We start from the raw sequence: 25,049 nt of genomic DNA, 5'->3' as shown, positions 1-25,049 counted from the left end.
CGATGGAAAATGTATGAAGAATTGGAAACTCCTGATGCTGGGTGCTTTAATGGCGAATGCAAGTCATGCTTTCGCAGCGCCTCAAGTCATTGATAAAGTTGCAGCCGTTGTCAACAATGGCGTAGTCCTAGAAAGTGATATTGATAGCATGATGGCTTCCGTCAAGAGTCAAGCTCATCAGGCCGGTCAACAGTTGCCCGACGATGCCACGCTGCGCCATCAGATTTTAGAGCGTCAGATCATGGATAGCATCATCATGCAACAAGGTCAGCGCGCAGGCGTCACGATCAGCGATCAAGAGGTCGATGAGGCAATCAAGAATATCGCCACTCAAAACCACATGACGCTTGATCAATTACGGAGTCGTTTAGCTTACGATGGCATGAATTACGCTACTTATCGTACACAAATCCGTCATGAAATGACGATTGCTTCGGTCAGAAATAACGAAGTTCGTAGCCGTATCACTATTCTTCCTCAAGAAGTTGATACGTTAGCCAAGCAAGTTGCTGCCCAAAACGTCCCGGGTACCGAGATGAACCTGAGCATGATCCTGCTCCCTCTTCCCGAGAATCCGACGCAACAACAGGTCGATGATGAAGAAGATTTAGCCAAGAAGTTAGTGGGTGAACTGCGCGGTGGCGCGAACTTCGGTAAAATGGCAGTGACCTATTCTGCCTCACCTGAAGCGCTCAAAGGCGGTAATATGGGTTGGGGTAAAATTGAAGAACTCCCTTCTCTGTTTAGCCAAACTTTAAGCACTGCACAAAAAGGCGATATCATTGGCCCGATCCGCTCAGGTGTTGGCTTCCACATCCTGAGAGTAAACGACGTGCGTGGCGAAAGTAAAAACGTCTCGGTGACCGAAGTCCATGCTCGTCACATTTTGGTTAAAACATCGCCAATCATGAGTAATGACCAAGCACGTGCCAAAATCGAGCAAATTGCTGCAGATATCCGCAGTGGTAAAACGACTTTTGCTAACGCTGCGCGCCAAAACTCTGATGACCCAGGTTCTGCTAACCAAGGCGGCGATTTAGGTTGGGCTTCTCCAACTATCTATGATCCTGCTTTCCGTGATGCATTAATGCACTTATCACCGAATAAACTCAGTCAACCCGTTCACTCTTCCTTTGGTTGGCACCTGATTGAACTATTAGGGACACGCCAAGTCGATAAAACCGACGAAGCCGAAAAAGATAGAGCTTACCGTATTCTCTTCAACCGTAAGTTTGCCGAAGAAGCGCAAACTTGGATGCAAGAAGAACGCGCTTCAGCTTATGTAAAAATCTTAGACTCTAATGGCTAATACTCCTCGTATCGCTATCACTCCCGGCGACCCCGCCGGGATTGGCCCTGACTTGATTGTGCGACTGGCACAACAGGCTTGGCCCGCCGAGCTTGTTGTCTGTGCCGATCGCGCGCTACTCCTTCAGCGTGCTGAAATGCTAGGTTTACCTCTTACACTGCACCCTTATCAACCGCAAGTGCCTGCGCAGCCTCAAGCAGCAGGGAGCTTAACGCTTTGCCCTATTCCGCTGCCTGCGGCGACTTTACCCGGTGTGCTGAATCCCGCTAACAGTCAGTATGTATTAGCGTCTCTTGCTCGGGCATGTGATGGAAATTTGAGTGGTGAATTCGATGCCTTAGTCACAGGGCCTGTTCATAAAGGCGTCATCAATGATGCTGGCATCCCTTTTACCGGCCACACTGAATTCTTCGCTGAACGCTCATCAACGCCACGTGTGGTGATGATGCTGGCGACAGAAGCATTGCGCGTTGCGCTCGCCACGACACATCTCCCGTTAAAAGATGTCTCAGCCGCAATCACTCAGCAGAGCTTGCGCGAAGTGATCACCATTTTACATTCCGACTTGTGCCGTAAATTCGGACTTACTGAGCCCCATATTTTAGTCAGTGGTCTGAATCCGCATGCCGGAGAAAATGGGCACATGGGACGTGAAGAGATTGAGGTGATTGAACCGGTATTGGCTGAACTGCGACAGCACGGCTACCGACTCAGCGGGCCTCTTCCTGCTGACACCTTGTTTCAACCGAAATATTTGCAGCAGGCAGATGCGGTGTTAGCCATGTATCACGACCAAGGCCTCCCAGTATTAAAATACCAAGGTTTTGGTCGCGCTGTGAATATCACTCTCGGCTTACCTTTTATCCGGACTTCAGTCGACCATGGTACGGCCCTCGACTTAGCCGGTACACACCAGGCGGACACAGGCAGCTTTATCACTGCACTTCGCCTTGCTATCACTATGATTAAGAGTAGTAATGAATAATCGCGTACATCAGGGGCACTTTGCCCGCAAACGTTTTGGACAAAACTTTCTGAATGACAGCTATGTTATTGAGAGCATTGTTGCGGCTATCCATCCGACCAAACAGGATGCGATGGTCGAGATTGGACCGGGATTAGGTGCCCTCACCGAACCTGTTGGCGAGCGTCTTGATACGCTCACCGTTGTCGAATTAGACCGTGATCTTGCCGCTCGCTTACAAACACACCCATTTTTAGGCCCTAAACTTACCATCTTTCAACAAGATGCGATGACCTTTAACTTTGGCGAACTCGCTGAACAAAAAGGTCAACCTTTACGGGTATTCGGTAACTTGCCCTATAACATCTCAACGCCTCTGATGTTCCATCTTTTTAGCTTCACCAAAGCCATTAAAGATATGCATTTTATGCTGCAAAAAGAGGTCGTTAACCGCTTAGTAGCGGGTCCAGATAGTAAAGCTTATGGCCGCTTAACCGTGATGGCGCAGTATTATTGCCAAGTGATCCCGGTGCTTGAAGTCCCTCCTCATTCATTTACTCCACCACCAAAAGTTGATTCGGCCGTGGTTCGTTTAGTGCCACATCAACAATCGCCTTACCCCGAGGTGGATGTGCGCGTACTCGGTCGCATTACCTTAGAGGCTTTTGGTAAGCGCCGTAAAACATTGCGTAATAGCTTAGGTCATCTGTTCAGTACCGAAGTATTAGAGCAATTAGGTATTAATGGTTCAATTCGTGCAGAAAATGTCACTGTCGCTCAATATTGTCAGCTTGCTCAATGGTTGACAGCGCACCCTCCCCAGCAAACTCGCGAGGAATAATGTCGGAAACAACCGCCTTAATTATTAGCGTAACAACTCATTATCTTCCGGCGCACTCGGCGCCGGATGCCGATCAGTACCAATTCGCCTATACTATTACCTTAGAGAACCAGGGTGACCAGCCGATGCAGTTGCTTGAGCGTTACTGGCTGATCACTGACGGTAATGAAAAAGTCACTGAGGTTGAAGGGGAAGGAGTAATCGGTAAGCAACCTAAACTTAAGGTTGGCGAGCGCTTCCAATACACCAGCGGCGCAATGCTTGAAACCCCAGTCGGTACTATGCAAGGCCATTACCTGATGCGAAATGAGGATGGAAGCGAGTTTAAGGCCCCCATTCCACTTTTTCTATTAGCTGTTGAAGGTGCCCTGCACTAAGCGTAATTTTCTCTGAAAGGGTGATAATGAGTACCTATTTAATCGGCGATATTCATGGCTGCTATCAAGAACTCTGCCAATTGCTGGATCAGGTTGCCTTTGATCCTGCCCAGGACCAATTGTGGCTAACCGGTGATTTGGTCGCTCGTGGGCCAGATTCGCTGAAGGTGTTGAGAAAAGTGAAATCACTCGGTGATTCGGCACGAATCGTTCTAGGTAATCACGACCTTCACTTACTGGCCGTGTACGCCGGTGTCAGTAAAAATAAATCGAAGGATCGTTTGCAACCACTGCTTGATGCCGAGGATTGTGACGAGTTAATCAATTGGTTACGCCGCCAACCCTTACTGCAAATCGATCAACAAAAACAGCTCATTATGGCCCATGCTGGCATTACGCCACAGTGGGATTTAGAAACTGCGCAGCGCTGCGCAAGCGATATTGAGGCAGTGTTAGCAAGCGATAGCTACCCACTGCTGTTAGATGCCATGTACGGCGATATGCCCAATAATTGGTCCGAAAACCTCACTGGATTGGCGCGTCTGCGGTTCAGTACCAATGCGTTGACCCGGATGCGTTACTGTTTTCCGGGGGGGCAGTTAGATATGATCTGTAAAGAAAAACCCGAAGAGGCGACCCCGCCATTACAACCGTGGTTTGATATTCCCCGACAATTACCCGAAGCCTTTACCGTAGTATTTGGTCACTGGGCATCGTTAGAGGGTAAAGGCACGCCAAGCAATGTAATTGGACTTGATACTGGCTGTTGTTGGGGCGGAGCATTAACGCTATTACATTGGGAAGATGGTCGCTATTTTCATCAGCCCTCTACGCTGCAGAAAGCCGATGAATAAATAGGACAGGATGCCTAGTAGTAGACATCCTGGCAACTAGGCGCGGCGTTCCAATATTTCAAAACAGAGGCCATAGCTGTTCGCCTCATCAGCATCCCGAAATTCACTGTAGGTAGGCTCCCACTGATCGGGGTCATATTCTGGGAATTGGGTATCCCCTTCGATCTCGGCATCGACATGCGTCAAATACAGTCTTTGTGCCTGAGGCAGCAGTTGCTGATAGAGATTTCCCCCACCAATAACCATTATTTCTTCAGCGCCAGCGGCACTAGCGAGTGCGTCGTCGACTGAGGTTACCCAAATAACATTTTCTTGGGCAGGTTGAGACTGACGGCTGATCACGATATTTTTGCGACCCGGCAGCGGACGCCCGATGGACTCAAACGTTTTGCGCCCCATAATAATAGGTTTACCCAGAGTTTGCTGTTTAAACCACGCGAAGTCGGCGGGTAGATGCCAAGGCATTTGATTTTCATTACCGATGATACGGTCGGTTGCCATCGCGGCAATTAAGCTTAACATAGTCGCACTCTCTGCATAAAAGACGCGCAATCATACGAGAAGGCGTGACGTTAGTCGAGAGGCATTAATGGGAAAAAAAGGATTTGAAAAAAATAACGGCCTCATTCAGAGGCCGTTGTCTTCGGGCTTAAGCTTTCAGCTCAGCATGCATTTCTTGGACAGAGATAACGCGCTCTGTTGGGTCAGCATTTAACGCCATCGCTGTCGCAAATCCACCGTTCATTGTGGTGTCGTAATGCACTTTATACTGCAGAGCACTGCGACGAATTAGCCGTGAATCTTCGATAGCCTGACGTCCTGCCGTGGTGTTAACAATATAAGCGTACTCACCATTTTTTAGACGGTCTTGGATATGTGGGCGGCCTTCATGCACCTTATTGACTAAACGAGGGTTAATGCCCGCTTCGCCTAATACCACTGCGGTACCGTGAGTCGCATCCAATTCAAAGCCGAATTTTAGTAACTTCGTGGCTAAATCGACGACGCGTTTTTTATCGCCTTCGCGTACCGAAAGTAACGCACGACCTTGTTTCTTCATGGTTGCTTGGGCACCGAGCATCGCTTTTGAGAAAGCTTCTGCGAAGGTGCGTCCAACACCCATGACTTCACCCGTTGAGCGCATTTCTGGCCCCAGAATCGGGTCAACGCCTTGGAATTTGTTGAAGGGAAGCACCACTTCTTTAACCGAGTAGTAAGGAGGAATCACTTCTTCGGTCACACCCTGCTCTGCCAAGGTTTTACCTGCCATCACTCGTGCGGCTACTTTCGCCAACGGTACCCCAGTCGCTTTCGAGACAAAAGGTACTGTACGGGCGGCGCGAGGGTTTACCTCAATCAGATAAACTTCATTATTCTTGACCGCAAATTGAACATTCATTAGGCCTCGAACATTAAGTTCGAATGCCAATTGCTCAACTTGCTTACGCATCACGTCTTGAATCTCTTTGCTAAGCGTATAGGCTGGCAGAGAACAGGCTGAGTCACCTGAGTGAACACCGGCTTGTTCGATATGCTCCATAATGCCGCCAATAAACACTCGTTCGCCATCGCAAATCGCGTCGACGTCCACTTCAACTGCATCATCTAAGAAGCGGTCTAATAAGACAGGGGCATCGTTCGAAACAGAAACCGCCGTTTGGAAATAACGTTTCAAATCTTGCTCGTCATACACGATTTCCATTGCTCGTCCGCCCAATACATAAGAAGGACGAACGACTAATGGATAGCCTAGGCTCGCGGCGCGCTCGACGGCTTGCTCAAGTGCCGTCACCGTGGCATTAGCCGGTTGTTTTAATGCTAGACGGTCAACCGCTTGTTGGAAGCGCTCTCGGTCTTCCGCTCGGTCAATCGCATCAGGACTGGTTCCAATGACGGGTACTCCGGCCGCTTCTAAGGCACGTGCTAATTTCAGCGGCGTCTGGCCACCATACTGCACGATAACCCCTTTCGGTTTTTCGATGCGTACGATCTCCAGTACATCTTCGAAAGTTACAGGTTCAAAATAAAGTCGGTCAGAGGTGTCATAGTCTGTTGAGACGGTCTCAGGGTTACAGTTAACCATAATGGTTTGATAACCATCTTCACGCAGAGCTAAGGCCGCATGGACACAGCAGTAATCAAATTCGATACCTTGACCGATACGGTTCGGACCACCGCCGAGGATCATGATTTTTTCACGATCACTGTCTGGCTGCGCTTCACACTCTTCTTCGTAAGTGGAATACATGTACGCGGTATCAGTAGCAAACTCCGCTGCACAGGTGTCAACACGCTTATAAACAGGGTAGAGGTTGTACTGTTGACGTAGCTTACGGATTTCAGCTTCCGCAACACCGGTTAAGGTGGCTAGGCGCGCATCAGCAAAGCCTTTACGCTTAAGTTGACGGAGGAAGTCAGCGGTAAGTACCTGAACGCCACCGCGAGTTACTTGTGCTTCAAGGCGAACCAGCTCTTCAATTTGTACTAAGAACCAGCGGTCGACATTGGTCAGGTTAAACACACCCTCTACAGACATCCCATGGCGGAACGCATCAGCGATATACCAGATACGGTCTGCACCCGCGTCTTTCAGCTCACGACGAATCTTAGTTAATGCTTCAACATCGTCGGCATCCACTTTCGGGTCGAAGCCTGTAGCACCCACTTCAAGTCCACGTAACGCTTTTTGCATCGATTCTTGTAGGGTACGACCAATGGCCATGACTTCCCCAACAGACTTCATTTGCGTGGTCAGACGGTCATTAGCTCCCGCAAATTTCTCGAAGTTAAAGCGAGGAATTTTGGTCACAACGTAGTCGATAGACGGTTCGAACGATGCAGGGGTCTGCCCACCTGTAATATCATTCATCAACTCATCTAAGGTATAACCTACCGCCAGTTTTGCGGCAATTTTTGCAATCGGAAAGCCTGTCGCTTTAGATGCCAGTGCAGAAGAACGAGAAACACGTGGGTTCATCTCAATGATAATTAAACGACCATTTTCAGGATTAACCGAGAACTGTACGTTTGAACCACCGGTTTCAACACCAATCTCACGCAATACCGCCATCGAGGCGTTACGCATGATTTGATATTCTTTGTCGGTGAGGGTCTGAGCAGGCGCGACGGTAATTGAGTCACCGGTATGGATCCCCATGGCATCGAAGTTTTCGATGGAACAGACGATGATGCAGTTATCATTTTTATCCCGCACCACTTCCATTTCATACTCTTTCCAACCGATCAGCGACTCATCAATCAGTAGCTCATTGGTCGGTGAAAGATCTAAACCACGCTCACAGATCTCTTCAAACTCTTCGCGATTGTAAGCGATCCCGCCGCCAGTGCCACCCATAGTGAAAGAAGGACGAATGATACATGGGAAACCGACATCTTCGGCAACGGCTAATGCTTCTTCCATGGTGTGAGCAATACCAGAACGTGCGGTATCTAAGCCGATTTTTTTCATCGCCTTATCAAAACGCTGGCGATCTTCGGCTTTATCGATCGCATCTGCTGTTGCGCCGATCATCGTCACGCCGAACTCTTCAAGTACACCTTGACGCTCAAGCTCTAGCGCGCAGTTCAGTGCAGTCTGGCCGCCCATGGTTGGTAGCACCGCATCAGGGCGCTCTTTCTCAATAATTTTTCTGACGACTTGCCAGTTGATAGGCTCAATATAGGTCGCATCAGCCATCTCAGGGTCGGTCATAATGGTTGCTGGGTTAGAGTTGACCAAAATAACCCGATAACCTTCTTCACGTAACGCTTTACAGGCTTGTGCACCCGAATAGTCAAACTCACAGGCTTGACCAATTACAATTGGGCCAGCACCTAAGATCAGGATAGATTTGAGGTCAGTACGTTTTGGCATTGCTTCTCTCCTGATTACGCTTGTGCGCCGCGGTAAGCATTAATAAGTTCAATAAAGTGGTCAAATAATGGTGCCGCATCATGCGGGCCAGGGCTGGCTTCAGGGTGACCTTGGAAACTGAAGGCTGGCTTATCAGTACGATGGATACCTTGTACGGTATGGTCGAAAAGAGAACGGTGCGTGACACGCAGGCACTCAGGAAGTTGCTGATCATCCACCGCGAATCCATGGTTTTGTGCTGTTATCATTACCACGTTATTATCGAAGTCTTTAACCGGATGGTTACCACCATGATGGCCCAACTTCATTTTAACGGTTTTTGCTCCGCTCGCTAACGCTAGCAGTTGATGTCCTAAACAGATTCCGAAGACAGGAATCTCTGTGTTGAGGAACGCTTGAATAGCGGAAATCGCATAGTCACAAGGTTCAGGATCTCCTGGACCATTTGATAGGAAAATTCCATCTGGATTAAGGGCTAATACGTCTTCTGCGGAGGTTTGCGCAGGCACCACTGTCAGCTTACATCCACGGTCCACCAGCATACGTAAGATATTGTGTTTAGCCCCGAAGTCATAGGCCACAACATGCCAAGGCAGATCCGCCTCGTCACGCGCATCAGGTAATTCATTTTCCAGTGTCCAACTACCCTGCTTCCAGCTATAACTTTCAGAAGTTGTGACTTCTTTTGCTAGGTCCATCCCCTTTAACCCTGGGAAAGCCTTCGCTTTTTCTAAGGCTACCGCAACATCTGGATTATCCCCAGCCACGATGCAGCCGTTTTGGGCGCCTTTCTCGCGAAGAAGACGTGTCAGCTTACGGGTATCAATATCCGCAATCGCCACAATGTTATGGTGTTTTAAATAGGATGATAAGTCGCTGGTGCTGCGATAGTTACTGGCAATGAGTGGCAGGTCACGAATAACAAGACCTTGAGCATGGACTGAAGAAGATTCTTCATCGGCGGGATTAGTACCGACATTACCAATATGGGGATAAGTGAGAGTGACGATTTGGCGGGAGTAGGAAGGATCAGTAAGGATTTCTTGATAACCGGTCATTGATGTATTGAAAACGACCTCTCCGACTGCCGATCCCAATGCGCCGATCGCCCGGCCGTGAAACTCGGTTCCGTCTTCCAGAACCAAAATTGCTGACTTAATCAAAACTTCCTCCAGGGAATAAATAGTCACTGTTCATGCATATTAATTCAATCAGTACGATCAAATCAATGCAAAAATGCCTGCCTATCTGGATTTTGGCAAATTGGCGGCATTCTAATGATCCCTGGGGCTGATGTCTATACTGAAGCGAAATTAATTTATTTTTTTTACAGCTTTCAGCAAGCTTTCTCTCATATCATCATAAAAGTACATCTTATCTCGTCTAGAAAAACGTTTGCTAAGAAATAATCACCGAAAAAAAACAGGAGAACCAACTTATAGTCTATAAAATAATCAATTTTAATAAAAAAGTAGACCATTTGGTAAAATTTAAATTAAAAAATACCAAAAATAAGATAAAAAAATAAAAAATAAACAAAATCATTGATAATATCGATATTACAACAATAAATACCGATATATCAATATATTACAAAATTTATATAACAATAAAACTAGAAACCAAGTACATCTTTCATCGAGTAAAGACTAGATTCCTTTCCTTTCAGCCAGCATGATGCCTTAACTGCCCCTTTTGCAAAGGTCATTCGGCTAGAGGCCTTGTGGGTTATCTCTATTCTTTCTCCGATATCTGCAAAAATCGCAGTGTGTTCCCCAACGATATCACCCGCCCGAATCGTCGAAAAACCAATAGTACCGGCCTTTCTCTCACCAGTGATCCCTTCTCTGGCATAAACAGCATGCTCATCCAGCGACCAGTCCATTGCGGTGGCAATCGCTTCACCCATGGCTAATGCGGTGCCTGAAGGGGCATCAACTTTGTGTCGGTGATGTGCTTCGACGATTTCAATATCGGTATAGTCGCCCATCACTTTGGCCGCCTGATCGAGGAGGTTCAGCATAAGATTAACCCCAACGCTAAAGTTAGCCGCAAATACAACCGGGACATGTTGAGCTGCTTCGGCAATTTGTTGTTTACCCGCTTCATCAAAACCTGTTGTACCGATAACGATCGATTTGTGGTGCTGACGACAGAGTTTGAGCAGGTCGAGGGTAAATTCTGGGCGGGTAAAATCGATCAAGATATCAAAGTCGTCGATGACTTGCTGAATATCATCAACAATAGCGACACCCAGTGAGCCAATACCGACCAACTCTCCTGCATCGCATCCCTTCAGTGACGAGCCTTGGCGCACAATCACAGCACCCAGTTCAACGGAATCATCGACGTGAACCGCTTCGATTAATTGTTTTCCCATACGGCCAGATGCGCCGATGATAGCAATACGTGTTGCAGCCATAACAAAAACCCTATCTGTAGTATTTTCGTTAGTCAGCATAACGGGCAAGTAGGACTAACTCCAGCGCAAATTACAATGCATTAATTCATTTATGACGAAAAAAAACCAGCTCTTAGGGGAGCTGGTTTAGGTCATTAAAGGTTAGCCTTAATTAATCTCTTTAACCGGAACACGGAGTTCTTTCGGCACTTCAAAGAAAATATTTTCTTCTCTACCAGAGAGTTCGATTGCCGGCTCGCCGCCATGCTCCATTAATCGAGCAATAACCTGTTGAACCAAAATATCAGGAGCCGAGGCACCGGCGGTCACGCCTACGCAACTGATGTTCTCCAGCCATTGCGGATTAATATCTTCAGCGCTATCAATAAGTCTCGCAAGTCTTCCCGCGCGTTGGGCTAATTCCGCTAACCGATTGGAGTTCGATGAGTTTTTGGACCCAACAACCAGCACGACATCCGCTTCATCAGCTAGTTGTCGGACAGCCTCTTGACGATTGGTCGTGGCATAACAGATATCGTCTTTACGTGGACCAATAATTAACGGAAAGCGTTGGCGTAAGGCGTCGATAACATCAGACGTATCATCCACCGACAAGGTCGTTTGTGTCATGAAGCAGAGGTTGGCTTCGTTTTTAACCGTCAGTTTCCATACGTCATCAGGCGACTCAACTAAATACATCCCCCCTTGAGGATTGCTGTATTGCCCCATCGTGCCTTCCACCTCGGGATGTCCAGCATGACCAATCAAGATAGCTTCGGTGCCCTTACGGCTTGCTCTGGCAACTTCCATGTGGACTTTGGTGACTAATGGGCAAGTGGCGTCAAAGAGCATAGTGAGTTGCCGAGCTTTCGCTTCGGCGCGTACCGCTTGCGAGACACCGTGCGCAGAGAAAATAAGGATGGCCCCATCCGGCACCTCACTAATCTCCTCGATAAAGACTGCGCCTCGTTCACGTAACCCTTCCACTACATAGCGATTATGCACGACTTCATGGCGCACGTAGATTGGCGCGCCATACATCTCTAGGGCGCGTTCAACAATACTGATAGCCCTATCGACACCTGCACAAAATCCACGCGGATTAGCCAGTAAGATTTTCATTCTGCTCCTCCAACACCGGATTGATGTCGATGATTTCGATCTCAAACGTAATGTCTTGACCTGCTAGCGGATGATTGAAATCAACGGTGACGGAATCACCCGAGATCTCACGCACAATGCCCGGCATTTCACTGCCATCAATCGCGCTAAAGAGCATTATAGTCCCGACTTCAGGTTCCCCTGCTTCGAGAAAAGCTTGGCGAGAAAAGTATTGCACCAGATCGGGATTACTGGCTCCGAATGCATCTTCCGCCGCTAAGCTGAACTTATGCTGACTACCGACAGTTAGCCCTAACAATTGAGCCTCAAGCTTCGGAGAAAGCGATTGGTCGCCCAATGTGAGTAGAGCTGGCTTATTGTTCGCTTTAGTCGATTCGGCGACTGATCCGTCAGACAGTGTGAGAACTAATTGAACCACTATACGGCTATCCGCCGTTACGGTGAGTTCACTCATGATTTGTCCTCCACAGAATCAGCGTGCGGCTTAGGCAAGAAACCTTCTAACACAATCAGCGCAGCGCCAACACAAATACCACAGTCTGCAATATTGAAGGTCGCAAAGTGCCAATCCCCCACATAGAAATCAATGAAGTCGACAACAAAACCGTGCCATGCACGGTCAAAGAGGTTGCCTAATGCCCCACCGATAATCATTGCATAAGCAATATTAGTCAGCTTTTGCTCAGCCCGGCTGCGATACATCATAAACAGCAAGCAAAGTGCAATCGCGATAGCGATAGCAGCAAACATCCAACGCTGCCAGCCACCTTTATCAGCAAGGAAGCTAAACGCCGCACCATAATTATGCGCATAAAAAAGGTTAAAGAAAGGTATTAGGGCACGCGACTCATGGAGTTGCATCGACGTCATTACCCAGTATTTACTCGATAAATCAACGACAATAACAACTACCATCACCCATAACCAACGTAAGCCGCTAGAACATAATGATTTTTTCATTAGGCAAACTTACGCTCTTCACCGTTTCCTGCCACATTGCTGTAACAGCGGCCACAAATCTGCGCCTGTTCAGGATTAGCTCCAATATCATTGCTGAAGTGCCAGCAACGCGGACATTTCTCGCCCTGAGCTTTACCGAGCAGGATACTCAATCCTTTTAAGTGCTCGCTCTGTACGGCTTCATTAGGCGCGGCAGAAATATCAACCACTTGCGCTTCAGAGGTTAAAAGAACAAAACGGAGTTCATTCCCCAAAGCTTGTAGACGCTTGGCAAGTTCAGCTTCTGCATAAAGCGTGATAGAGGCTTCTAAGGCACCGCCGATTTTTTTATCTGCCCGCGCCTGCTCAATCACCTTGTTGACTTCGCTACGCACTTTCAGCAGTTGATCCCAATAGTCGTCGTTCATCGGCTCATCATTCGCTAAACCAAACAGACCTTGGTACCACTCCCCGGTAAAGACGTATTTTTCACGCTGACCGGCCAAGTGTCCCCAAATCTCATCAGCTGTAAACGAGAGAATGGGTGCCATCCAGCGAACGAGTGCTTCAACAATATGCCATAACGCGGTTTGACAGCTACGACGAGCTAGACCATCAGCTTTCGCGGTATATTGACGATCTTTGATGATATCGAGATAAAACGACCCCATCTCAACCGAACAGAAATGCATCAAACGTTGCACCACTTCATGGAAGTCATATTTCTCATAAGAGGCGATGATATCTTGCTGTGCCGCCAACGCTCGTCCGACAGCCCAACGGTCAGCCACGACCATCTCTTCAGGAGCCACTTGATCGGTTTCTGGATTAAAGCCGGTTAAGTTCGCCAGTAAGAAACGCGCCGTATTACGGATACGACGATAAGCATCGGCTGAGCGTTTCAGGATCTCATCAGAAACGGCCATCTCACCCGAATAGTCGGTCGAGGCGACCCATAAACGTAGAATATCAGCGCCGAGCTTATCCATAACATCTTGAGGGCTTACCGTGTTGCCGATAGATTTAGACATTTTTCTGCCTTGTCCATCAACGGTGAAACCATGGGTTAATACTTGACGATAAGGTGCTTTCGATTTGATCGCGGTAGAGATCATCAGCGATGACATAAACCAGCCTCGATGCTGATCTGAACCTTCAAGGTAGATGTCTGCGCTGTGTCCCGTAAATTCAGGACGAACATCGACAACACTGCAGCTGGTCGATCCCGAATCGAACCACACATCCAAGGTATCAGGGACTTTTTCGTAGTCATCAGCATCGCTACCTAGGAGTTCCGCGCTATCAAGATCCCACCACGCTTGAATACCGTCTTGTTCAACACGCTGCGCCACTTTTTCCATTAACGCTAATGTCTCAGGGTGGATAGCGCCTGTCTGCTTATGAATAAACAGCGACATTGGTACCCCCCAAGTTCTTTGGCGCGAGATACACCAATCAGGACGATTTTCTACCATGGATTCAATACGCGCTTGGCCCCAATCAGGGATCCACTGCACGCCTTTAATCTCTTTCAGTGATTGCGCACGTAACCCTTTCTGATCCATGCTGATAAACCACTGTGGCGTCGCGCGGAAAATGACCGGTGTTTTATGACGCCAGCAATGTGGGTAGCTATGGTGAAGATTCTCAAGATGCAGTAATGCGCCTTTTTCACGTAGGATCTCGATCACCAATGGATTAGCTTTAAACACATTAATCCCATCAAGGCCTGGATAAGTGCCAGGTAGGTAGCAACCGTCGCCGCCAACGGGATTAGCCGTTTCAATCCCATATTTTTGGCCAACCACGTAGTCTTCTGGACCATGACCAGGTGCGGTATGTACTGCCCCAGTACCAGCATCTAATGTAACGTGATCGCCTAACAATACCGGTACATCTAACGCTAAAAATGGATGTTGGAAGCGTTGGTTCTCTAAGACTTCACCTTGGCATTCGCCTAAGACTTGCCATGCTTCGGCACCGATTTTAGTCATTACGACTTCGACTAAATCTTTCGCTAAAATGATGCGCTGGCCGTTAACCTCAAGCAGCTGATAGGTAAACTCAGCATTTAACGAAATGGCACGGTTAGAGGGTAAGGTCCACGGAGTGGTGGTCCAGATGACGAGTGAAATCGCTTGGCCATCCGCTGGAACACCAAATTTCGCAGCAACCGCATCAGCCTCAACGGCATTGAACAGTACATCGATAGACGGTGAAGTTTTGTCGTAATACTCAACTTCAGCTTCCGCTAGAGCTGAACGGCAATCTAGACACCATTGAACGGGTTTAGCCCCTTTATGAAGGTGGCCATTGCCAATAATTTTGGCTAACGCACGAATGATATTGGCTTCAGTTTTGAAGTCCATGGTCAGATAAGGACGATCCCAATCTCCTAGCACGCCAAGGCGGATAAAATCTTTCTTTTGTCCTTCAACTTGTTCGGCTGCATAGTCGCGACAAGCCTGACGGAACTCCGCAGGGGTGACTTTCTCACCCGGTTTCCCGATCATTTGTTCAACTTTGTGCTCGATCGGTAAACCATGACAATCCCAGCCTGGAACGTAAGGCGCGTCAAAGCCCGCCATACCACGGGACTTAACGATAATGTCTTTAAGAATTTTATTTACTGAGTGACCAATATGAATATTACCATTCGCATACGGAGGGCCGTCATGCAGAATAAATGTTTTTTTCCCTTTCTTCGCTGCACGAATCGTCGCGTAAAGATCATCTGCGTACCAGCGCTTGAGCATGTCTGGTTCTCTTTTTGCTAAATCACCACGCATTGGAAAACCTGTTTCAGGAAGATTCAGGGTTGATTTATAGTCACTCATTAGATTTTAGTTCCAGGTTTCGGGATTACACCGTTGTTCGTTGAACGAAATAATTTCTGGCCGTTTCCACATCCTGCGCAATTTGTTGCGTCAACGCGTCTAGGGATGCAAATCGTTGCTCATCACGTATTTTATGTTTAATCACTACTTGGATTCGTTTTCCGTAAAGATCCCTCTGTGTATCCAGTAGATGAACCTCAAGCTGTTGACGAATGCCTTTAATCGTCGGGCGGGTACCAATATTGGCGACCCCTTCAATGGGTTTGTCGCTAACGCCATAGACTTCTACGGCAAAAACCCCTTTTACGGGCGTCACGCGCCGTTTTAACGGTACATTTGCTGTCGGAAAGCCTAGTGTTCTCCCCAGCGCATCACCATGCACTACCCGCCCAGTGATCGACCACGGGCGGCCGAGTAAAATTTCTGCCTGTTGGAAGTCGCTATTGGCTAATGCCTGACGCACTGCGGTGCTACTGATACGTTTACCTTGTTCAATATAGGTTTCGGTACTCACAACATCGAAGCCATATTGTTTTGCTGCCTGTTGTAATAACAGGAAATCGCCGCGGCGACCAGCGCCAAATCTGAAATCATCACCAATCGCGAGTAATTTTACGTTAAGCCTTTGCACCAACAGTTCACTGATGAAGTTCTCTGCGGTGAGTTTCGCAAAATCTTGGTCAAAATTAATACAGACCACTTCGTCTACACCAAATTTCTCTAAATTCTCTAGTTTCTCACGCAGGCGCGTTAGCCTCGCCGGGGCCACTTCTGGTTGGAAAAGCTCTAATGGCTGAGGCTCGAAGACCATCACAACAACCGGTAAGTGTCGGTGCGAGCCGGCTTGCCGTAAATGACGCAGCAAAGCTTGGTGCCCCCGATGTACGCCATCAAAGTTTCCAATCGTTAAAACGCAACCTTGTTGATGCTGTGTGAGATTATGTAGCCCACGGATAAACTTCATGGCAAACTCGATTTGCTGAAAATGCCCGATTATACCTTGTTCAGCGTTCAAAATTAACCCGTTGATGTCGGCTTTACGCACTAGTTTTGTCGTTTTTATCCTGTTAATACTCTATGGGTGTAAATTCCGCACAATTTTATTGCGAAAGACTGTATTCAAGGCAGGGAAACTGTTAGAATCCTGCGCCATCAATTACGTAACCGAGCGCCGTGATGTAAGCGACGCTTATTTGCACAAATCCATTGACAAACAAAGGGACAAAAGGCATAGTCCTCGACCTTTGATTTGTCCATAAAGAACTAATTTGGGAGTTGGACCTTGGCTAATATCAAATCAGCTAAGAAGCGCGCGGTAACATCTGAAAAGCGTCGCAAACACAATGCTAGCCGTCGCTCTATGATGCGTACTTTCCTTAAGAAAGTTTACGCTGCAATCGCGACTGGCGACAAGCAAGCTGCACAAAACGCATTTAACGAAATGCAACCAATCGTGGACCGTCAAGCTGCTAAAGGCCTGATCCACAAGAACAAAGCTGCACGTCATAAAGCTAACTTGACTGCACAAATCAACAAAATGGCTTAATCGCTACGCGTTGATGTTCTATAAAAAGCCGACCTCTGGTCGGTTTTTTTGTTTTGTTTCGAGCCCTTTTCCTAACTTCCTCAAACTGAGGCTGCGCTCTCTCCCCAAACTTCCTTTTGCGTAATAATCACTTTATCTAAAGAGTAGACCCGTAAAGAACTGGAAGAATCGTGCCGCCATGCCACTTCAATCGGTCGCTTTAGCGTAGCGAGAAACCTTACAAAATACCCCATCGCGCAAAGCTGAATCCTATCGCATAATCGGTCTGTGACCCGTTTTTACGATTATTTTTCCACTATCCAACAGAGATACTGAAAAAGCTCGCTCGAAAGAGTGGCCTGTGAACTGCCAATATAAAAGTTAACTAACGACTTTGCTATCCCTACACAGCACACTACCCTGTTGCATAATGTGCTTTTTCGTTTCTGTTAACCAGGTAGGAATCGATATGAAAGCCCTATTATCGGCCGCGTAGTATCCCTTAATCTCTCGATAAGGCGATGTCAGAATAAGCCGGTGGTGAGTTGACTAGGGCATCCGTTCGGGTGCCAATAAGCACTTCGCCATAAAAAAACACCCCATAAGTCGGATACCAACTTATGGGGTGTCGTTAATTAACACCGGAGAGTGAGAGGTGACTAGCGAGTCAGATCATCAAAAAACTTTTTCACACCATCGAAGAAGCTTTTAGAACGAGGACTATTCGTATCACCTGCTGGCCCACCTAAAGACTCACCTAATTCTTGCAGTAGCTGTTTCTGCTTCTCATTGAGCTTCACAGGCGTCTCTACGACCACACGGCAGAGTAAGTCACCCACTGCGCCGCCACGAACCGATTTAACGCCCTTACCACGCATACGGAACAATTTACCGGTTTGTGTCTCAGCAGGAATTTTAAGTTTGACGCGGCCATCGAGTGTTGGGACTTCGATTTCTCCCCCCAACGCTGCCATGGCAAAATTAACCGGTACTTCACAGTAAAGGTTACTCTCTTCGCGTTCAAAGATTGCGTGCTTTTTAACGGAAACCTGAACGTAAAGATCACCAGAAGGCGCACCTTGTTCACCCGCTTCGCCCTCGCCACTCAGGCGAATACGATCACCCGTGTCAACACCCGCGGGGATTTTCACTGACAGCGTTTTAGATTTCTCAACGCGACCATGTCCGTGGCAAGCATTACAAGGATCTTTGATCACCGTTCCACGCCCTTGACAGGTCGGACAAGGCTGTTGCACCGCGAAGAAACCTTGGCGCATTTGTACTTGGCCCGCACCCTGACAGGTCGAACAGGTGTGTGGTTTTGATCCTGCCTTCGCACCGCTACCGTCGCATTTTTCACACTCTTGCAAAGTAGGGATACGGATCTCTTTGGTGACGCCACGCACTGCCTCTTCAAGAGTCAGCTCCATGGTGTAGCGTAAATCGGAGCCACGCGCTGCGCGCTGACGACGACCGCCACCGAAAATGTCACCGAAAACATCACCGAAGATATCACCGAAATCGGCACCGCCGCCACCAAAGCCGCCGCCGCCGAAACCGCCACCGCCCATTCCACCTTGTTCAAAGGCAGCATGACCATATTGGTCATAGGCAGCGCGTTTCTGCTCATCGGTTAGGATTTCATAGGCTTCTTTTACTTCTTTAAATTTTGCTTCAGCTTCTGCGTTCCCTGGATTTCTATCCGGGTGAAACTTCATCGCTAAGCGCTTGTACGCTTTTTTGATTTCACGCTCATCCGCTGATTTGGATACGCCTAAAATCTCATAGTAATCACTTTTTGCCATCGATCTTGCCCTTAACATGAGAGCACGGGCGTGGAGAAACTCCTACGCCCGTGCTGGTTAGCAATACAGACTTGCCGTATTGAGCCCGGTCATGGGCAATTATTTTTTATCTTTGACTTCTTCGAACTCAGCGTCAACGGCATCGTTGTCTTGCTGAGTAGCGCCTTCAGCTTGGCCTGATTGAGCTTGCTGTTGTTGCTGAGCCAGTTCCATCAGTTTGCCTGATACTTCACCTAACGCTTGGATCTTCGCTTCGATATCGGCTTTATCTTCACCGCGCAGTGCTGTTTCTAACTCAGTCAGGGCAGTGTCGATAGGCGCTTTGTCGTCTGCGGACAGCTTATCACCAGCGTCTTCAAGTTGCTTACGCGTACTGTGAACAATCTGGTCACCTTGGTTACGAGTCTGAACCAGCTCCTCGAACTTACGATCAGATTCAGCATTCGCTTCTGCATCACGTACCATTTTTTCCACTTCTTCATCGTTCAGACCAGAAGAGGCCTTGATGGTGATCTTTTGCTCTTTCCCGCTATTTTTGTCTTTAGCTGAAACGTGCAGGATACCATCCGCATCAATGTCAAAGGTGACTTCAATTTGTGGCATACCACGTGGTGCAGCTTGGATACCATCTAAGTTGAACTGTCCGAGTGACTTGTTATCACTAGAACGTTTACGCTCACCTTGCAGCACATGGATGGTCACGGCAGATTGGTTATCTTCTGCAGTTGAGAACACTTGGCTGTGCTTCGTTGGGATCGTAGTGTTTTTGCTAATCAGTGAGGTCATTACGCCACCCATAGTCTCGATACCCAGAGATAGTGGTGTTACGTCAAGTAATAACACATCTTTAACGTCGCCGGCTAATACACCACCTTGTACTGCTGCACCCACTGCAACGGCTTCGTCCGGGTTCACGTCTTTACGTGGTTCTTTACCAAAGAAATCTTTCACTTTGCTTTGAACCAGTGGCATACGTGTTTGACCACCCACCAAGATCACGTCGTTAATGTCTGACACAGACAGACCCGCATCTTGTAGAGCAATCTTCAACGGCTCGATTGAGCGAGCAACCAGATCTTCAACCAGTGACTCTAATTTCGCACGAGTCACTTTTAAGTTTAAGTGCTTAGGACCTGTCGCATCAGCGGTGATGTATGGCAGGTTAACGTCAGTTTGTTGCGCAGAAGAAAGCTCAATTTTTGCTTTCTCAGCCGCTTCTTTCAGGCGTTGCATCGCTAAGGGATCGCTGTGCAGATCGATGCCTTGCTCTTTCTTAAATTCAGCCACTAAGTAGTTGATCATGCGGCTATCGAAATCTTCACCACCTAAATGGGTGTCACCGTTGGTCGCTAAGACTTCAAAGGTTTTTTCGCCATCAACTTCGTCAATCTCAATGATTGAAATATCAAAAGTACCACCACCTAAGTCATAAACCGCGATAGTACGGTTACCTTGACCTTTGTCTAGGCCATAGGCCAGCGCTGCTGCGGTAGGTTCGTTGATAATACGCTTAACTTCTAGACCTGCGATACGACCAGCATCTTTCGTTGCTTGACGTTGTGCATCATTGAAGTATGCCGGTACGGTGATTACCGCTTCGGTTACTGGCTCACCCAGATAATCTTCAGCTGTTTTCTTCATCTTTTTCAGAACTTCAGCAGAGATTTGTGGTGGTGCCATTTTTTGGCCTTTCACGTCTAACCATGCATCGCCATTGTCAGCCGACACGATTTGGTAGGGCATGATTTTCAGGTCACGCTGAACTTCTTCGTCTTGGAAACGACGACCAATTAAGCGTTTGATAGCAAATAAGGTATTTTGCGGGTTGGTGACTGCTTGGCGCTTAGCAGGTTGACCGACTAAGGTTTCACCGTCTTGCGCATAAGCAATAATTGATGGAGTGGTACGATCACCCTCAGCGTTTTCTAATACGCGCGCTTTACCGCCATCCATGATGGCAACACATGAGTTGGTTGTACCCAGGTCAATACCAATAATCTTACCCATTATAAACATCTCCCACGTAAATTCTGTTTTATTCGGTTATAAACTATAGATGCGGTCAATTGAGTGAATTTCAAGACGTCGATCTCAGTTTTTTTTCATTGATAACTTTCGATAGTTACCAGATGGGGGCGGTTTATCGCGCATCAAGGGATAAACTAAAAAAAATTTACTTTTTTTTCGAAAAAGTTCTCTGCCCGCTTCTAAAAATAAGGCAACTCACTATGACACCCGCAGAGAGCACGAATATATAGAGTGCCGGAAGTTGTCTGGAATAAGGCATCAGTAACGTGATAAATAGCGGTGTGAGTCCACCAAACAAGGCATAACCGATGTTATAAGCCGTGGCTAACCCCGTAAACCGTACCTGCGGCGGGAAGGCGGTTACCATCATCGCGGGGATTATCCCCAGCACTCCCAGCGTAAGCCCCACCGCGCCATAAGCCCAAAAGAGCCGGGAAGGTGCAAAGGTCAGGCAGAAAAAGAGCGCCACTACTGCCGCAGCGAGGAGTAAACAACCCATTATAAGGCTTCTTCTCATCCCCCACCTATCTGCGGTCATGCCCCAGCCAATACAGCCCACCATTAGCATGCAAGCCGCTAAGGTGTTGGCCTGTAGGCTCTGTGTTACCGAGATAGCAAACCATTTTTGGAACAGAACGGGTGCCATGAGGATCAAAACAATCATTGCGGCAGCCAATAACCACGTCACGATGATTGAAAAATAGAGTGCAGGACGATAAGAGAGTAATAGCGTTTTAATCGGGAGATGTGTCTGACTACGCTGCTGTTGCATGGCGAGAAAAACCAGTGTCTCGTGTAACCAACGACGAAGAAACATCCCTATTAAGCCAAATCCGCCACCGATAAGAAAAGCAATCCGCCAACCTATATCGGCCAGTTGTGCAGGCGGCAGGATATCATTCAGACCTTGAGTAATCAGTGACCCTAGAATAATACCGAGGGTAAGCCCACTAGTCAGTAGGCCGCAGGCCATCCCTATCCGTGAGCTTGGCACATGTTCAGATACAAATACCCACGCACCTGGGACTTCTCCACCGATTGCCGCCCCTTGGAGTACTCGTAACATCAACATAATTATCGGCGCTGCGATACCTATTGATTGGTAATCTGGCAGCAGTCCCATCGCTGTGGTGGGCAGAGCCATCATTAGAATACTTAATGTAAAGGTTTTCTTACGACCTAGTTTATCGCCGTAATGCGCCAGTATGACGCCCCCAAGTGGACGGGCAAGATAGCCTGCAGCAAAGAGAGCAAAGGTTTGAAGTTGGCGCAGCCAATCTGGAAGGTCGGCAGGGAAAAAACGTTCACCAATCACTAATGCGAAAAAGGCGAATATCACGAAATCGTAAAACTCTAAAGCCCCCCCTACGGCAGATAAGCCTAGGGTTTTGATATCGTGTCGAGTTAGGGGTCGCAAGGGAGTTGCGGGTTGCTGCATAGACGAAGCCTCTCCATGACTAGGGTTAAGCTTCGACTATATCTGGATATACTCATTAATAGAATTAACCATTATAAAATCAATATCCTCAAGGCTCAGAGGGAGGTTGTGCGCTTTTGGGTCGAAAAGAGTTAACCACTGCTTTATCCGTTTCCAACCATGGGTTATCCAACAGCTGTAGGCAGTAAGCAACACTAGCAAATATTCCTGTTACACGAATATTACCCTGTTCATCCCTAACCCCTTCTAAGGTTTCCTTAATCGATTTAGGTTGGCCAGGAAGATTAAGAATCAGTGATTGCCCACGAATTACTCCCACTTGTCGAGAAAGTATCGCGGTGGGTACATAATGTAAGCTAATTTGACGCATCTGTTCACCAAATCCAGGCATTACCCTGTGTGCAACGGCTAAGGTTGCCTCCGGTGTGACATCACGCAATGCCGGGCCGGTCCCGCCAGTGGTCAACACTAGGTGACAGCCTTGCTGATCGACGAGTTCGCATAGCGTCTGTTCAATGACCCTTTGCTCGTCGCCAATGAGGCGTTGCTCAAGATGATAGGGCGTGACGATCGCTTGGGCTAACCATTCGGCCAAGGCAGGTAAGCCTTTATCCGGGTAAATGCCTTGCGAAGCGCGATCGGAGATAGAGACAATTCCAATACGTAGTGACGTCATAGCTATTCTTTAATAGGAGGAAAACCGCGGCTGATCAGCCGCGGAGGAGGAACATTACAGCAGTTCTTCAATCATTTTTTCTAATTTGCCTTGGTCAACCGCGAAGTTACGGATGCCTTCAGCAAGTTTAGCAACGGCCATTGGGTCTTGGTTATGTTCCCAATAGAACTCAGCTTCAGTCATTTTTTCAGGACGCGCTTTGGTCTCACCGCTGTAGCTCAGTTTACGCTCTAACTCACCTTCAGACTCATGCAGCTCTTTGAGCAATGCAGGTGAAATAGTTAAACGGTCACAACCCGCCAGCTCAATGATTTCGCCAACGTTACGGAAACTTGCACCCATTACAACGGTTTCATAACCGTGTTGCTTGTAATAGTTGTAGATTTCAGTTACCGAAACGACACCTGGATCTTCTTGTGGCGCGTACTCTTTCTTATCAGTATTCGCTTTGTACCAATCAAGGATACGTCCCACAAATGGCGAGATCAGGTAAGCACCTGCTTCAGCACAAGCACGTGCTTGCGCGAAGGAGAATAACAGTGTCAGGTTACAGTTGATGCCTTCTTTTTCTAACTGCTCGGCCGCGCGAATACCTTGCCACGTTGAAGCCAGTTTGATTAGGACGCGATCGTTACTGATACCTGCGTCATTGTATAACTTAATCAAACTACGAGCTTTCGCCAAGCTCGCGTCAGTATCGTAAGATAAACGAGCATCAACTTCAGTTGAAATACGACCTGGCACTAATTTCAGGATCTCAAGACCGATATTCACGTTTAAACGGTCTGAGGTCAGAGCAATTTGCTCTTCGCGATCATTACTCTGTTTACGAGCCCACTCGATGGCTTCGTCAATCAGGCGGCGGTACTCAGGAATTTTCGCTGCGTTCAGAATCAATGAAGGGTTAGTCGTTGCATCTTGAGGCTTGTAAAGCTTCATCGCTTCAATATCGCCAGTATCGGCTACAACGGTTGTCAACTTACGCAGTGATGTGAGTTTGTCGGTCATATTTTGCTTCTCTTCTGTTTGACAGTAAGTGTTAAAAGCCTGTTTCGATAATATCACGCGCGCTCATTCACGCAAGCGTGGGGAGAAAGTATGTCTGGTTATCCGCAGGAATAAACAATAATGCTACTTTTCTGAGATAAAATAGTGCTGATTGGCCTTACCATAGCCTGTTCGTATCAGAGCCATTTGTCGATTTGTGCAACTTATTTGTTACACTTGCAGAATATTGTCATGCGACGCCGATACAGACTGAGGATCTCAACATGCTAATGCTTATTTCTCCAGCGAAAACCCTGGACTACGAATCAACGGTTCCGGTCTCCGACTACACTCAGCCAGAGCTGCTCCACTATTCACAGCAGTTAATCAATATTGCGAAAAAACTCTCCCCTGCAGAGATTGCGTCACTGATGAAAATCAGCGATAAACTTTCGCATTTAAATGCCGACCGATTCAATCAATGGTCAACCCCCTTTTCCCCCGATAATGCACGCCAAGCCTTGTTCGCTTTTAAAGGCGATGTCTATACTGGTCTACAAGCTGATCAGCTCTCACTAGACTCGATTCAATTTGCTCAGCAACATCTACGGATGTTATCGGGCCTTTATGGTGTTTTACGCCCATTAGATTTAATGCAACCCTACCGGTTGGAAATGGGCATAAAATTAGCCAATCCAGTGGGTAAAGATCTTTACGGATTTTGGGGTGAAACCATCACTCAGCAGCTTAATCAAACAATCGCAGAGCAAAATGAGAAGTGGGTGATCAACTTAGCTTCAGATGAATATTTTAAAGCTGTTAACCCTGCGAAATTAAAAGGAAAACTGATTAAGCCCGTTTTTCTCGATGAGAAAAATGGTAAGTTTAAGGTGATCAGTTTTTACGCAAAAAAAGCGCGTGGCATGATGTGTCGATTTATTATCGATAATAAAATTACCCAACCAGAAAAATTAACTGAATTTGATATGGAAGGATATTTTTACGACGCACAACGCAGTACTGAAAATGAAATAGTCTTTTGTCGTCACGAAACCTAATAATAAGGCGGACT

At 47.4% G+C, this 25,049-nt stretch carries 21 protein-coding genes; 7 read left to right on the top strand and 14 right to left on the bottom strand.

Annotated elements, in window-relative coordinates:
- Positions 1-13: 13 nt before the first annotated feature.
- The 5 genes from surA to apaH are packed head-to-tail and all read left to right on the top strand — an operon-like array spanning position 14 to position 4,345.
- Positions 14-1,309 carry a peptidylprolyl isomerase SurA gene (gene surA, locus HH682_RS07280; RefSeq protein ID WP_214236922.1) on the top strand — a complete coding sequence of 432 codons (1,296 nt, stop codon included), beginning with the start codon at positions 14-16 and terminating at the stop codon, positions 1,307-1,309.
- Positions 1,302-2,294 carry a 4-hydroxythreonine-4-phosphate dehydrogenase PdxA gene (gene pdxA / locus HH682_RS07275; protein WP_214236921.1) on the top strand — a complete coding sequence of 331 codons (993 nt, stop codon included), beginning with the start codon at positions 1,302-1,304 and terminating at the stop codon, positions 2,292-2,294. The genes surA and pdxA overlap by 8 nt, the downstream gene beginning before the upstream one ends.
- Positions 2,287-3,114 (top strand): 16S rRNA (adenine(1518)-N(6)/adenine(1519)-N(6))-dimethyltransferase RsmA, encoded by an 828-nt coding sequence (gene rsmA / locus HH682_RS07270; RefSeq protein WP_214236920.1) that lies wholly within the window; start codon positions 2,287-2,289, stop codon positions 3,112-3,114. The genes pdxA and rsmA overlap by 8 nt, the downstream gene beginning before the upstream one ends.
- Positions 3,114-3,491 (top strand): Co2+/Mg2+ efflux protein ApaG, encoded by a 378-nt coding sequence (gene apaG / locus HH682_RS07265; protein WP_214236919.1) that lies wholly within the window; start codon positions 3,114-3,116, stop codon positions 3,489-3,491. The genes rsmA and apaG overlap by 1 nt, the downstream gene beginning before the upstream one ends.
- Positions 3,492-3,517: 26 nt before the next feature.
- Positions 3,518-4,345 carry a bis(5'-nucleosyl)-tetraphosphatase (symmetrical) ApaH gene (gene apaH / locus HH682_RS07260; RefSeq protein WP_214236918.1) on the top strand — a complete coding sequence of 276 codons (828 nt, stop codon included), beginning with the start codon at positions 3,518-3,520 and terminating at the stop codon, positions 4,343-4,345.
- A 36-nt stretch (positions 4,346-4,381) separates the two neighbouring features.
- Here the strand turns inward: apaH and folA are convergent, their stop codons facing one another.
- The 9 genes from folA to ribF all read right to left on the bottom strand — a co-directional run bounded on the left by folA (position 4,382) and on the right by ribF (position 16,482).
- Positions 4,382-4,867 (bottom strand): type 3 dihydrofolate reductase, encoded by a 486-nt coding sequence (folA, locus tag HH682_RS07255; RefSeq protein ID WP_214236917.1) that lies wholly within the window; start codon positions 4,865-4,867, stop codon positions 4,382-4,384.
- Positions 4,868-4,994: 127 nt separating this feature from the next.
- Positions 4,995-8,219, bottom strand: a complete 3,225-nt coding sequence (gene carB, locus HH682_RS07250; protein WP_214236916.1) for a carbamoyl-phosphate synthase large subunit — start codon at positions 8,217-8,219, stop codon at positions 4,995-4,997.
- Positions 8,220-8,233: 14 nt separating this feature from the next.
- Positions 8,234-9,382 (bottom strand): glutamine-hydrolyzing carbamoyl-phosphate synthase small subunit, encoded by a 1,149-nt coding sequence (carA, locus tag HH682_RS07245; RefSeq protein ID WP_214236915.1) that lies wholly within the window; start codon positions 9,380-9,382, stop codon positions 8,234-8,236.
- 452 nt (positions 9,383-9,834) lie between these two features.
- Positions 9,835-10,641, bottom strand: coding sequence for a 4-hydroxy-tetrahydrodipicolinate reductase (dapB, locus tag HH682_RS07240; protein WP_214236914.1), 807 nt, complete (start codon positions 10,639-10,641; stop codon positions 9,835-9,837).
- Between the two features lie 147 nt (positions 10,642-10,788).
- Entirely contained in the window at positions 10,789-11,742 is a 954-nt protein-coding gene (gene ispH, locus HH682_RS07235; protein ID WP_214236913.1) for a 4-hydroxy-3-methylbut-2-enyl diphosphate reductase, read from the bottom strand.
- Positions 11,723-12,196 carry an FKBP-type peptidyl-prolyl cis-trans isomerase gene (gene fkpB / locus HH682_RS07230; protein ID WP_214236912.1) on the bottom strand — a complete coding sequence of 158 codons (474 nt, stop codon included), beginning with the start codon at positions 12,194-12,196 and terminating at the stop codon, positions 11,723-11,725. Before fkpB ends, ispH begins: the two co-directional genes overlap by 20 nt.
- On the bottom strand, positions 12,193-12,702 hold the full coding sequence (lspA, locus tag HH682_RS07225; protein WP_214236911.1) for a signal peptidase II: 510 nt from the start codon (positions 12,700-12,702) through the stop codon (positions 12,193-12,195). Before lspA ends, fkpB begins: the two co-directional genes overlap by 4 nt.
- Positions 12,702-15,518 (bottom strand): isoleucine--tRNA ligase, encoded by a 2,817-nt coding sequence (gene ileS / locus HH682_RS07220; protein ID WP_214236910.1) that lies wholly within the window; start codon positions 15,516-15,518, stop codon positions 12,702-12,704. The genes lspA and ileS overlap by 1 nt, the downstream gene beginning before the upstream one ends.
- 25 nt (positions 15,519-15,543) lie before the next feature.
- Positions 15,544-16,482, bottom strand: a complete 939-nt coding sequence (gene ribF / locus HH682_RS07215; protein WP_214236940.1) for a bifunctional riboflavin kinase/FAD synthetase — start codon at positions 16,480-16,482, stop codon at positions 15,544-15,546.
- Between the two features lie 318 nt (positions 16,483-16,800).
- Between ribF and rpsT the strand changes: the two genes are divergently transcribed.
- Positions 16,801-17,064, top strand: coding sequence for a 30S ribosomal protein S20 (gene rpsT, locus HH682_RS07210; protein WP_048911476.1), 264 nt, complete (start codon positions 16,801-16,803; stop codon positions 17,062-17,064).
- Positions 17,065-17,702: 638 nt separating this feature from the next.
- On the opposite strand, the gene dnaJ is transcribed toward rpsT, so the two are convergent.
- The 5 genes from dnaJ to tal all read right to left on the bottom strand — a co-directional run bounded on the left by dnaJ (position 17,703) and on the right by tal (position 23,998).
- The gene (gene dnaJ, locus HH682_RS07205; RefSeq protein WP_214236909.1) at positions 17,703-18,848 is read right to left on the bottom strand and encodes a molecular chaperone DnaJ; all 1,146 of its coding nucleotides are present in this window, start codon (positions 18,846-18,848) and stop codon (positions 17,703-17,705) included.
- 99 nt (positions 18,849-18,947) lie between these two features.
- Entirely contained in the window at positions 18,948-20,855 is a 1,908-nt protein-coding gene (dnaK, locus tag HH682_RS07200; RefSeq protein ID WP_214236908.1) for a molecular chaperone DnaK, read from the bottom strand.
- Positions 20,856-21,021: 166 nt separating this feature from the next.
- Entirely contained in the window at positions 21,022-22,314 is a 1,293-nt protein-coding gene (locus HH682_RS07195) for an MFS transporter (RefSeq protein WP_214236907.1), read from the bottom strand.
- Between the two features lie 88 nt (positions 22,315-22,402).
- Positions 22,403-22,990 (bottom strand): molybdopterin adenylyltransferase, encoded by a 588-nt coding sequence (gene mog / locus HH682_RS07190; protein WP_214236906.1) that lies wholly within the window; start codon positions 22,988-22,990, stop codon positions 22,403-22,405.
- A 54-nt stretch (positions 22,991-23,044) separates the two neighbouring features.
- Positions 23,045-23,998 (bottom strand): transaldolase, encoded by a 954-nt coding sequence (tal, locus tag HH682_RS07185; protein ID WP_214236905.1) that lies wholly within the window; start codon positions 23,996-23,998, stop codon positions 23,045-23,047.
- A 263-nt stretch (positions 23,999-24,261) separates the two neighbouring features.
- Between tal and yaaA the strand changes: the two genes are divergently transcribed.
- Complete coding sequence (gene yaaA, locus HH682_RS07180; RefSeq protein ID WP_214236904.1) at positions 24,262-25,035, top strand: peroxide stress protein YaaA; 774 nt, start codon at positions 24,262-24,264, stop codon at positions 25,033-25,035.
- Positions 25,036-25,049: the final 14 nt, after the last annotated feature.

The sequence above is a fragment of the Rosenbergiella gaditana genome (assembly GCF_018494065.1).
In the GTDB taxonomy this organism is placed as follows: Bacteria; Pseudomonadota; Gammaproteobacteria; order Enterobacterales; family Enterobacteriaceae; genus Rosenbergiella; species Rosenbergiella gaditana.
The sequence above is the reverse complement of the archived record's forward strand: the minus strand, read 5'-3'. Positions and strand labels throughout refer to the sequence as shown.